This is a genomic window from Thiohalocapsa sp. ML1 (genome assembly GCF_001469165.1).
GTDB lineage: Bacteria > Pseudomonadota > Gammaproteobacteria > Chromatiales > Chromatiaceae > Thiohalocapsa.
Window position 1 is genome coordinate 87,801 of sequence record NZ_JABX01000022.1, and the last position, 11,225, is coordinate 99,025.

Consider the following 11,225-nt stretch of genomic DNA (forward strand, 5'->3'; position numbering starts at 1 on the left):
GGGGGTAAGGCTTCGCGGGCGCGGCGCACAGCATCGCAGATCGGCCGGCGCGGCTCCAGCCATGCGCCCGCCGTGGAAAAGGGTCGGCGGACGCCGTCGGACCTGGTTGCGACGCGACCTTGCCCGGCGGCGGCTTGCGCCCGGGGCCTGCGCGTGGTTCGCTTTGCGCCCCGCCGCAACCCGCCCATGCCGAGCCGAGCCATGCGCGTCACCGCCGTCTTCTTCCTGTATCTCCTCTGCTGCCTCGCGCTGGCGGCGCTGACGGCGGTGCCGCTGCTGGAGACGGGCCTCCTCGACGAGCCGCCGCGGCGGGTCATGGGTCGGCTCGCGCAGCTCTACATCCTGCTTGGGCTCTGGCCGTTTTTGAGACTGCTCCGGCTCGACAACAGGGCCGCGCTTGGCTTCGGTATCTCGCGGCGGCGCTTTCTGCTGGAGGTGGCCGTCGGCTGGGTGCTCGGCGTCGCCATCCTCTCGGCGCTGGTCTGGGCGCTGCTCGCACTCGGGGTGCGGCTGCCGGACCTGCCCGCCGCGGGGCTCACCTGGTTCGTGCTGGAGAAGGCCATTGCGGCGCTGATCGGCGGCTTGCTGATCGGCTTGCTGGAGGAGCTGTTCTTCCGCGGCGCCCTGTACGGTGCCATCCGCCGGCACGGCAGCCTGCGCGTGGCGGTGGTTTGGTCCGCGGCGCTGTACGCGCTGCTGCATTTTCTGAAACCGCACGACCTGCCCCCCGGCGTGCCCTTCGACTGGGCCGGCAGCCGGGCGATGTTCGCCGGCGTCTTCACCGGCGCCCTGGACCTTGCGCACCTGGACTCGCTGCTCGCGCTGTTCCTGGTCGGCGTGTTCCTCGCGCTGGTGCGCGAGCGCGCGGGGCACATCGCCTGGGGCGTCGGGCTGCACGCGGGCTGGGTGTTCGTGATCCAGCTCACGCGTCGGCTCACCGACGCCGACGACGGCGCGACCTTTGCGTTTCTGACCGGCGGCTACGACGGCGTCATCGGGCTGCTCGCCGCGGCCTGGATCGGCGTGCTGGCGTGGGGGTTCTGGGGCCTCTCGGGCTGGCGCCGAGGCGCCGGCACGGCCGACCCGGGCGAGCACCGCTACTCCGCCTCGAAGCCCTGACTCGTAAACTTGAGCGTCCGGCAATTCTCGGTCACGGTGCGCACCACCTGATCCGGCGCGCCGTCGGGCAGCATGGCCTCGATCTCGATGCTGACGGTCACCTTGGCATGAACAAGCCCATCCAGATGCGCGATGACTTCTTCGGCGATGCGGCCGGCGTCGCGCCCGACGCGGGTGGCGTCGAGAAGAACCGTGCCGTGGAAGCGCTTCGGCTTCGCCGCCGGAGGCGGAGTCTCCGCGGGCGGTGTGTTGATCTCAGGCGGGACCACCGTCCGCGATGGCTGGAAAGACAAAGCGCTGGAGCGCCAGCAGCGCCTGCGTGCCGCGCAGGTGCGGATTCGCGACTTGGAGCACAGCCGTAGCTACTGGAAAACGCGGGCGTTGGCGGCTGCGGGCGGCGCGTCGGCGCGCGCCGCAGCCGGCGGTGAAGACGGTGATGAGGAGCCTCCCCCATGGCGACGCCGGTGGCGACGCGGGTCGCCAACCACCGCCATTGCCTGGCGGTGATGCGGCTCAGCTTGCAGTTGTATCTGCATGTCGGCCTCGGTTGTCGCGGGGTCGGCGCGGTCCTGCGCGCGATGGCGGGCTTCCTGCCGCCGGGCGTCCCGGTTGCGACCACGGTCCTGAATTGGTGCTGTCGGTTGGGCTTGGGCGTGCTGCGGGGTGCGCTGCCGCGGCACGACGATTGGATTTTCGTCATCGATCACACGGTGGCGTTGGGCGTGCTGAAATGTCTGGTGGTGCTCGGCATCCCCGCCAGTCGGTTGCCCGAGACCGGGTATTCGCCCCGCCATAGCGACATGACCGTGCTGGCCGTGGCGGTGATGGCGAACAGTACGGGGCTGCGGGTGGCGGCGGTGCTGGAACAGGTGAGCGCGCGCACGGGCATGCCGGTGCAGATCGTCTGCGACCAGGGGCGGCGATCTGCGCAAGGGCATCGCGCTGTTCCGCCAGCAGGCGCCGCACTGCGTAGAGACCTACGACATCGCCCATGCGGTGGCGACGCAACTGCAGGCGCACTGGCGCGCGCACGCACCCTGGCATGCGTTCCTGCAGCAGGCGGGCACGACCTTGCCCCGCTTCCAGCAGACCGACCTGGCGTTTCTGCTGCCGCCGCGCCAGCGCACCAAAGCACGCTACATGGCCCTCGACGACCATGTCGGTTGGGCGCGGCACCTGCTCGACTATCACGATCGGGGCGATTTCAGCCTCATCGGGCGGGCGTGCGTGTTCAGCGCCGACGCTTGGGCGCGGCTGTGCGCGGTGCAGGGCAAGCGCCGTGTCGCGCCTTTGCGCGTCCTGATCGGACAGCGCTACGACACGCGCGCGGCGTTGTGCGCGGCGCTCTGCGCGCACGGCGCCAGGGCGTTGGACGATCTCGACGACGCCTTCTGGCGCTTGGCCGATCGGGGCTATGCGCGCTTTCTCGAAGCCTTCGACTGGGTGTTGGCGTATCGGCAGCACTTGCCGGAGTGGACGCAGACGATGGCCGTGGCCAAGACCGTGCAGAGCGTCCTGAAGACCCATGGGCTCTCGCGCACGATACCGGCGGCGGTGCGGGCGGAGTTGATCGCGCACGCGCCGCTCGCGGCCCCGGTGGCCGACTTCCGGGCGCGGCTGCTCGAGCACGTCGACCGGGAAGCCGCCAAGCTGCCGGAAGGAGTGACCTGGCTGGCCTCCTCCGACATCATCGAATCGGTCTTCGGTCACTACAAGAGCTTTGCCGCGCGCAGTCCGCTCAAGGAGGTCGGCCGGCTGGTGCTGCTGATTCCGGCCTTCCTTTCGGACTTGAGCGCCCCGGTCATCCACGATGCGCTGGCATCAGTGCGCACCCTGGATGTCGAGCAGTGGGTCGAGCAGCAGCTCGGGACTTCGATGCTCGCACGCCGTCGGCGTGCCCTGAGAGTTTGTGAAAAACCCCTTTTCTCGCCGGCATCTCAGAAAATTGCCATTGATAAATCAGGGACTTACGGAGACGGATTCTTTCGGCTGCCGGTTTTTTCACAGCCTCTGAGGCCAGACATCAAAACTGCATGAACGCTTTGGGGCTTTGCGGTGGGGAATTGAACAGCCTACGCCGCGCCCACCACAGATGCAGCGTGCTCGGATGCCCGTGGCGGATCGACTTCTCCTTCGCACTGGCCTTGTTGATCGCCTCAAGCGGCAGGGCGACCTCAATGAGTTTCTTCTTTGGGCTCACAAATATTCCATCAGGAGAGAACGGCTCCGCAGCGGTCCGCGATGCGCCGTCCGAGTACAAGGAAGTCCGTGTACGCATGGCGCACTGCCTCGCCGTGCGCACCGATGGCCCCGTCTGCGGGTTTCAGGGCGAACACGGGCTTGCGTGCTTCCATCGCCATCGGCATCAGGCTGCGGTAGTGTTTGAGCATGGCTAGGCAGTACGGATCATCCTCCGCCTTGAGAGACTGAACTGGGGATTCGTCGAGCACCGCCTGCCGATACTCCGCCGGAAAGCGATCAATCCAGCGCTGGTAGGCTTTCGGAGGCAGGCTGCCGCGCACACCGTGCTGCATGACCACATAACCCAGCGGTTCGATCTTTCCGTCGGGCATGACCAATTCCGCATCGGGATTCTTATCGGCCAGTTCCTGCCAGCTTGCCCGCCAGGCGCGCAGTGAAGGTCCCAGGTTGCGTAGACCCTGCAACGAGAAAAGGTCGGGACCGAGAGGGATTACGACATGTCGGCTGGCGATCAACGCAGCCCGATTGATGGCGCCGAGGTTGGGGCCGACGTCGATCAGAACCCAGGTCGCCTGATGGCTTGCGGCCGCCGCCTTCACGCCTCGATAGAAGGCCGTCATGGTGCGAAAAGCAGATTCGTCCCTGTTGTGGCAGCGCGGCCAGGCGTCCGAAAGCTTGTCTTCGAAGGTCGAGAGGGCAAGGTCGCCGACGACTAGGCCGATGCGTGGATTGAGGATCTCGATATGGGGGGTCTTGACGTCGCCCAGACCACGAATGATTGGTCGCAAGGCGCCGAAGATGGTCTTCGGGTGCTCACCCATCGGCCACAAGTATTCCAAGTCCTCCTCTGGCAAGAACATGGCGGTCAGGTTGGCCTGGGGATCTATGTCCACGGCCAGCACCTGCTCGCCGCGTTCGGCCAGCATCCAGGCCAGGTGATAGACAAGGGTTGTCTTGCCGACGCCGCCCTTGTTGTTGAAGAAGGCGACCGTCTTCATGGGCGCCTCCGAATGGTCGCGAGCACGTAGCCGGGATCGAATTGGAACGCAGCCGGCGGACTGCCGTTCTTCTCCAATGCTGCCTGGGCGCGCAGCACGCCTCGTCCGTAGCGATTGACGTACCCGAGTGCCTTCAATGCCTCAGCAACAACCGGGTTTCGGTAGCTGGTTTGTCGCGGGAAGTTCTCGGGCGATGCCTCGCCGTAGAGTCCGCCCGGGCTCTGGATCTCAAGACGATCCTCCAGCCAGGTGATGCGCAGTGGTGCGGTGGATGCGTAATCTCGGTGCATGACCGCGTTCATCAGTAGCTCGCGGACGGCGACTCGCGGATAGGATTCGACGCTGCGCTCGCGCAGCGTCGAATCGGGTGCTGGGAATTGGGTCAGTTGCGCATCAACCAGGGCATCAAGCTCGCGCAGGACCGTGAGCAAGTCGCCGTAGAGTGTCTGGTCGTTGAGGATCTCGGCATCCAGCGAATCGCCTCCGACGCGAAGAAACTGGATGTAAGCCCCTGGCAACCAGGCGCGCACGTCGAGCCCGAACAGGAGGATGCCGGCATGGGTCGGACACCCGCACGAGAGATCGAAGAAGCGCAAGGAGGCGAGCTGGTGCTCGACCGAGCGGTTGTTTTCCGCGATTACCTCTGGTGCAACTGCCTGCTGCCGGTAGTCGATGAGGAAAAGCGGCTGTGCGAGATCCGCCAGTTGACTACCCAGGCAGGGTTGGGCATCGAACGTCTTTGTATGAGAGACCCTGCGCTCGATGAGTATTCGCTCTTCATGCTCCGTGGCGTAACCGCGCCGTGGGCCATTGCGGATGCAGATGCGGCCCTTGTAGCGCACGGGTGGAAGCAGCGCGGGCTGCACGGTGACGACTGCGGCCTCACCCTGGACGGTGGCCACCTTTTCGACGACGATGGCAGGCAGGGGCTGGATGTTGCCGTTGTCGCGCAGCGCCGCGAGATTGCGCAGCAACTCGTCAGTCACCTGGATGCCGCCAAACTGGCCGTTGTCCCGAATGCCGATGATCAGATGGCCGGGCCTGCCGTGGTTTGGCAGGTCATTGGCGAAGGCGCAGACTGCCTCGGCGAACTTGTCGGTATCCGTGGTTGAGACGGTAAGCTCGACCCGGTCCGCCTCGTGATCGGCGATCAACGCAAACAGCTCTTGCTCGGTCATGTTCAGCTCGGTGTGTCGGCTCGCGCCAGCAGCTCGGCGAGGGCGTAGTTTACGCTGGTGACGCCGAAGTCCGGCTCACGCTGGAAGGGCCTGCGCAGGCAGTGCACTTTGTGGGCGTCGTCAGCCGGAAACTCGACGATGGCGAGGATGAAGTCATCCGGCTTGTTCAGCGAGTACAGAATCTCGTTGCGCGTCACGGTGATGGTGTCGGCGCCGGCGACGCGGCCTTTCACCTCGATGAAACGCAGCCGGCCGGTGCCCGGAACACGGCTCTCGATGTCGTAGCCGAGCTTGTCGAGCTCGCGGTCGATGGGCTCGAAGCCGAGGCCGCGCTCGATGTCCATGACGATGGCGCGGGCGCGCTCCGCGCTGGCTTGGGTGTCGATCGGATGCGTCGGCGTGCCGCCTCCGTCCTGCCCGGTCATGGCGCGGATCAGCCCCAGCGGCAGCGGCGAGAGCTGGGCCTCGAGCTTGAGGTCGTGCAGCCGTTGCCGGAGTCGCCCCTGGAGCAGGTCGGCGCGCTTGCGGGCCTCACGCGAGCTAAGCTTGGCGTTGGGCCTGTTCCCCTGTGGGCCGGCCTGCTCTTGCAGCTTCAGCGTCTCGGCGCGGTGGTCCCAATAGGTGATCTCCTTGGTGAGGCGGTCCTTCACGGCTGCCTCGGTCTTGGCGAGGAGCTCAAGCTTGTGCGCCGTCACCTCGGCCAGGTGCTCCGGCACGACCCGGGCGATGGCGTAGGCGAGCGCCTGCTGCTCTAGCTCGCGCTGTATCCAGCGGCAGGCTGGCCAGCTCGCGCCACTTGGTGTCGGTGCCGCTCCGGCAGACGGCGAGCGCTTGGCCTTCGAGGTGCTGGAGCGTGGCGATCTCGCAGCGCAGCTCGGCGATGGAGCGGGCCGCGGTGGCTTGGTCGAGGATGGCCTCTTCCAGCGCGGCGAGCTCGTTCTCGGGGGCCTCGTCCAGGTCGTCGACGTCGTCGCTGTCGAGCGCCGGGAGGGACGCTGCAAGGATGGGCGCGGCCTGGCCGCCGCGCTGCAGCACTTCCAGCTCGCGCAGGCGGCTTTCCAGACGCTCGCGCCGACGGCGCAGCGACTGATCAATCGCCTCGGGCGAGGAGGCCAGACGCCGTTGCAGGATGGTCAGGGCAAAACCGACTTGTACTTGACCTCGTTGCCGAACACCGTGGCCGAGAGCTTGTGCGCCTCGTCGCAGACCACCAGGTCCCAACGGCAGTCGGGGGCTTGGAGCTTGCGCTGGATGTCGTCGTTGCGCGAGAGCTTGTCCAGCCGGGCGATGGCGAGGTGGGTTTCGAGGAACCAGTTGCCGGTGCGTGCGGCCTCGAGCTTGTCGTTGGCGAGGATGTCGAAGGGCAGGTCGAAGCGCCGCGACAGCTCGTCCTGCCACTTGCTCGGCGAGGCTGCCGGGGCAGACGATGAGGCAGCGTTGCAGATCCCCGCGTGCCACTAGCTCCTTGATCAGGAGCCCGGCCATGATGGTCTTGCCGGCACCGGGGTCGTCGGCCAGCAGAAAGCGCAGCGGCTGGCGCGGCAGCATCGCCTCGTAGACCGCGGTGATCTGGTGCGGGAGCGGATCGACGAGGGACGTGTGCACCGCCAGCAGCGGGTCGAACAGGTGCGCCAGGCGGATGCGGTGCGCCTCCGAGACCAGACGGAACAGCGCGCCGTCGCCGTCGAAGCTCCAAGGACGGCCCTGCTCCGCCAGTTCCAGGCGGGACTCGTCATCGCGGTAGAGGATCTCGTTGGCGAGCTTGCCGGTGGGGGTCTTGTAGGTCAGCTCCAGGGCCTCGGCGCCGAACCAGCGCACGCTCACGACCTCGACCAAGGCATCCGGCAGGATGCCGCGGATCATCGCGCTGGGTTGAAGCTGTTCGAGCTGCATGGGCGGCGAGGTCCGTGCGATGGTCCATGGAGCCGATCTTGAGCGGATCCACGGAGCTGATCCGGATCGGGCCAGACCCGAATGTTATACGCCACGTCAACGGCGAGCCAGCGAGTTGGATCCGAGGGCCGAGGCTGGTTCCCTCGGCCCTCGGCCCTTGGCCCTCTGCCCTCTGCCCTCTGCCCTCTGCCCTCGGCCCTAAACAAGAGGCCTCGGCTTCTCCGCCCCCCGATCCCCCGCCTGCTGGCCCGCCTCCGCGATCTCGTCTACGAAGCGCTCATCGCCCGGCTGCGCGGGCACTGTCGTCGTTGCTGCCTTCGGCCCGAACCAGATGACGATCTCGCCAGGCTCGGCGCGCAGCGGCTTGTCCGCCTCCAGCAGCCGCACCTGCTCGCGCGGGCCGAGCACGAGCACCGGCAGCGCGTCGTCGGGCAGCGTGCGCGCGAGCTTGGCGACGTCGAAGTCCTCGGTGAGCTGGGTGCGGCGGAAGCCCCAGCCCTGGTACCAGCGCCGTGAGAGGTCGTCGTACTGGACCTTGCGGCTCATGGCCGTGCGCCCGCGCAGCTCCGGCGACGGCCGTCCGGGCTCGGCCGTGTCGTTGGCGGCAATCTGGTAGACGTTCTGCCGCCCGAGCTCCGGGGCGAAGCGGGCGCAGACCAGCGCGTTGTAGGCGTCGTTGGTGCCGGCCGCGAGCAGGCTGCTGTAGGCGCCGAGCTCCAGTGAATGCTCGGCGTGCTCGGACAGGACCTCGCCAAAGTACACGGGCACGCCGGCCTGGCGCGCCTTACGCAACCGGTGCCAGGCGCTGTCGGCGACGATGACCGGAACTTCAAGCTCGTGCAGCTTCTGCGCGAGTCCGCTGCTCCAGGGCCCGGCGCCGGCGATGATGAGGCCGCCGCGGCGCTCGGCACTCAGCCCGAGCCGGCGCGCGACCCGGCCGATGCTGAACCCGTGCAGCACCACGGTGGTGAAGATCAGCATGAACACCAGCGGCAGCAGCAGCTCCGCGCCCGGGATGCCACGCTCGGCCATCAGCGGTCCAAACACGCCGGCGACGGCGGCGGCGACGATGCCGCGCGGCGCGATCCAGCCCACCAGCACCCGCTCCTGCCAGCTCATGCCGGCGCCGATGGTTGCGAGCCACACCACGGCCGGGCGCACCAGGAACACGACGGCGAAGATCAGCACGGCGCTGCGCCAGTCCAGCGCGGCCAGGATGTGCGGGTCCAGGTCCGCCGTCAGCAGCAGGAACAGCCCGGTCACCAGCAGCACGACGATGTATTCCTTGAAGCGGCGGATCTCGCCCATGCTGGGCAGGCTCATGTTGCCGAGCACGACGCCCATGACGGTCGCGGCGATGAGGCCCGCCTCCTCCAGCACCAGATTCGACAGCGCGTAGGCCGCGAGCGCCGCCGCCAGCGCCACGGCGCCCTTCAGGTACTCCGGCACCAGCCCGGCCAGAAAGGCGCGGCCCAGCGCCCAGCCGCCGACGCCGCCGAGCAAGAGCGCGACACCGGCGCCGGTGGCGAGGTGCATCGCGGTCTCGCCGGCCTGCCCGGCGTCGGCGCCGACGGTGTAGTCGAAGATCAAGAACACCAGCACGGCGCCGGTGGGGTCGTTGACGATGCCCTCCCACTTCAGGAAGGACGCCGGCCGCCGCTTGAGCCGCGCCTGGCGCAGCAGCGGCATGATCACCGTCGGGCCCGTGACCACCGTGATGGCGGCGAACACCATCGCCACCGGCCAGCCGATGGGTGCAATGCCGTGTGCGACCCAGGCCGTGATGGTCAGCGACAGGGCCACGGCGATGGTCGTCAGACGCCAAACCACGTGCGCCGACTGCCTCAGCTCCGCGAAGCGCAGCGACAGCCCGCCCTCGAACAGGATCGCCGCGACGGCGAGCTTCACCAGCGGGTGGTAGGCGTCGCCGAAGACCTCGCTCGGGCGCAGGATGCCGAGCACCGGGCCGATCATGAGCCCGACGGCGCTGAGCAGCACGATGGCCGGCAGTTGAAAGCGCCATGCGAGCCACTGCGCGGCGATGCCGAGCACCATCAGCAGCGCGAGGATTTCAGTTAAGTGGGACATGGCGACGCCTGCTCGGGGTCAGGTTGGCTGTTCTTACTCAGGCTCCGAGGCCGAGCAGAAAGGGCCAAGGGCCAAGGGCCGAGGGCCAAGTCCCAAAGGGCTGCCGGGGCCGCTCCTCGGCCCTTAGCCCTCGGCCCTCGGCCCTTCAGTCGATAATCCCATACCGACGCAACAACTGCGCCATGATCGGATCAGCGATGGTGCTCGGATCGAACGGGGCCGCCGCCGCGTCGCCCGCCGCGGGCTCGCGGGGTGCCAGCGGTGCGCCCTGGTCCAGCAGGAGCTTGGTCAGGTTGATGCTGCCGGTGCCGATGGCGAGCCGCAGCGGTGTCCAGCCGTCCGCATCGGGCTTGTCCAGCGTGGCGCCGCGCGCGAGCAGCAGCTCCAGGGTGTCGCGGTCCAGCTCGCCTTGCGCCACGAGCTGGCGCAGCAGCGCCTGCGGGTCCTCGTCGGCGCCGCTGCGCAGCAGCAGCTCCGCCGCCGGCACGCGGCCATGGGCGAGGGCGACCTGCAACGCGGTCTGCCCGTCGGCGCCGGCGCGGTTCGGGTCGGCGCCGGCCTTGAGCAGTTTCTTCGCAATAGCGACGTCGCCGCGGGCGACGGCGATGTGCAGCGGCGGCTCGCCGCCCGGGCCGGGCTGATTCGGGTCTGTGCCCCAGTACAGATGGCGCTTGAGCTGCACCAGGTCTGCGCTCTGCACCGCCCGGTGCAGGCTTCCCGTCGGCCGCGGCGGGGCGTCGCAGCCTTGCAGCAGCAGGAAGCAGACGAGTATCGTGCTGAGGCTTCGGTTGGTGCGTATCGCTGACTGCATCGCTGACTGCATCGCTGACTGCATCGGTTGGTTTGCGGGAGGCGGCGTGGCGCCAATGACCGTGTTGCGCTGAAGGCGGTCGGTCTCGCCGCAACCACGGTGTCCGCGTTTCCTGACGCGGTGGGTCGCGAACGCAACCGTCGAGATCTCTTCGTTGTTGTCGTTATCGGATTTCGCAAGACCGCGAGCGCGACAAGGGTCCCGGCCGCCGTGCCGCTGCTGCGCCTGCACGGCACCCTAGCGCCCGCGCCCGGCGGCGGCAAGGCCCGGGGCGGCGAAGCCTCAGACCGATTTTCACTCACGTTGCGCCGTCAGGGAGCCCAGGACACCCGGTCATGCTCGGCAAGCTGCTCCTCACCGTCGCCATCATCGTCCTCGCCGTTTATGCGATCCGCGAGCGCCTAGCCGGGGCGAGCCCGGCCGGCGCTGCCGCCGGCACGCGCTCCTTGTCGCCGCGGCACCGGCTGATCCAGACCGCCGCGGTGCTCGTGGTCGTCATCATGCTCGTGGGCAGCGGGCTCGCACTGCTCAAGGGCTGGGGGCGCGCCCGGGATGTCGTGACGGTGGAGGTCGCCAATCCCATCACCGGCGCTGTCGAGCGCTTCGAGGCCCGGCGTACCGATGTCGGCGATCGAACGATCCGCACGCTGGACGGGCGCCGCATCCGTGTCTCGGAGGTGGAGCGGATTATTGTCTTGGATGAATAGTGAAAAATAGTACGGAGTACGGAGTACGGAGTACGGGGTGCGAAGTGCGAAGTGCGAAGTGCGGGGTGCGGAGTGCGAAGTGCGAAGTGCGGAGTGCGAAGTGCGGGGTGCGGGGTGCGGGGTGCGGGGTACGGGGTACGGGTACGGGGTACGGGGTGCGGAGTGCGGGTGCGGGTGCGGAGTGCGGAGTGCGGGTGCGGGTGCGGAGTGCGGGTGCGGGTGCGGGTGT

Annotated in this window: 12 protein-coding genes; 3 read left to right on the top strand and 9 right to left on the bottom strand. The window is 68.1% G+C overall.

All coding sequences use genetic code 11. The features are described 5' to 3' along the window. Nucleotides 1-186: 186 nt before the first annotated feature. Complete coding sequence (locus tag ML01_RS15180; RefSeq protein WP_254045269.1) at nt 187-1,119, top strand: CPBP family intramembrane glutamic endopeptidase; 933 nt, start codon at nt 187-189, stop codon at nt 1,117-1,119. Here the strand turns inward: ML01_RS15180 and ML01_RS15185 are convergent. Further along, the gene (locus ML01_RS15185) at nt 1,098-1,388 is read right to left on the bottom strand and encodes a hypothetical protein (protein ID WP_058556244.1); all 291 of its coding nucleotides are present in this window, start codon (nt 1,386-1,388) and stop codon (nt 1,098-1,100) included. The two genes, ML01_RS15180 and ML01_RS15185, sit on opposite strands and share 22 nt — an antisense overlap. Nucleotides 1,389-1,822: 434 nt before the next feature. After that, nucleotides 1,823-2,002: a hypothetical protein gene (locus tag ML01_RS15190; protein ID WP_162268030.1), complete on the bottom strand. Its 180-nt coding sequence runs from the start codon at nt 2,000-2,002 to the stop codon at nt 1,823-1,825. A gap of 113 nt (nt 2,003-2,115) precedes the next feature. On the opposite strand from ML01_RS15190, the gene ML01_RS15195 reads away from it, so the two are divergent. Then, nucleotides 2,116-3,156, top strand: coding sequence for a hypothetical protein (locus tag ML01_RS15195; protein WP_058556246.1), 1,041 nt, complete (start codon nt 2,116-2,118; stop codon nt 3,154-3,156). Here ML01_RS15195 and ML01_RS27455 read toward each other — a convergent pair. The 7 genes from ML01_RS27455 to ML01_RS15225 form a co-directional block, all read right to left on the bottom strand. Next, complete coding sequence (locus ML01_RS27455; RefSeq protein ID WP_216819194.1) at nt 3,143-3,319, bottom strand: DUF1156 domain-containing protein; 177 nt, start codon at nt 3,317-3,319, stop codon at nt 3,143-3,145. The two genes, ML01_RS15195 and ML01_RS27455, sit on opposite strands and share 14 nt — an antisense overlap. 10 nt (nt 3,320-3,329) lie before the next feature. Next, nucleotides 3,330-4,319, bottom strand: a complete 990-nt coding sequence (locus ML01_RS15200) for a ParA family protein (protein WP_058556247.1) — start codon at nt 4,317-4,319, stop codon at nt 3,330-3,332. After that, the gene (locus tag ML01_RS15205) at nt 4,316-5,497 is read right to left on the bottom strand and encodes an ATP-binding protein (protein WP_058556248.1); all 1,182 of its coding nucleotides are present in this window, start codon (nt 5,495-5,497) and stop codon (nt 4,316-4,318) included. Before ML01_RS15205 ends, ML01_RS15200 begins: the two co-directional genes overlap by 4 nt. Nucleotides 5,498-5,499: 2 nt before the next feature. After that, complete coding sequence (locus ML01_RS30675; RefSeq protein ID WP_058556249.1) at nt 5,500-6,213, bottom strand: DUF3883 domain-containing protein; 714 nt, start codon at nt 6,211-6,213, stop codon at nt 5,500-5,502. Then, a complete protein-coding gene (locus tag ML01_RS30680; RefSeq protein ID WP_254045270.1) occupies nt 6,173-7,390 on the bottom strand; it encodes a hypothetical protein in 1,218 nt (405 codons plus the stop codon). Before ML01_RS30680 ends, ML01_RS30675 begins: the two co-directional genes overlap by 41 nt. Before the next feature lie 198 nt (nt 7,391-7,588). Next, nucleotides 7,589-9,478, bottom strand: a complete 1,890-nt coding sequence (locus tag ML01_RS15220) for a sodium:proton antiporter (RefSeq protein ID WP_082674320.1) — start codon at nt 9,476-9,478, stop codon at nt 7,589-7,591. 145 nt (nt 9,479-9,623) lie between these two features. Further along, nucleotides 9,624-10,289 (bottom strand): ankyrin repeat domain-containing protein, encoded by a 666-nt coding sequence (locus ML01_RS15225; RefSeq protein WP_058556252.1) that lies wholly within the window; start codon nt 10,287-10,289, stop codon nt 9,624-9,626. Between the two features lie 335 nt (nt 10,290-10,624). Between ML01_RS15225 and ML01_RS15230 the strand changes: the two genes are divergently transcribed. After that, nucleotides 10,625-10,996, top strand: coding sequence for a hypothetical protein (locus tag ML01_RS15230; protein WP_058556253.1), 372 nt, complete (start codon nt 10,625-10,627; stop codon nt 10,994-10,996). Nucleotides 10,997-11,225: the final 229 nt, after the last annotated feature.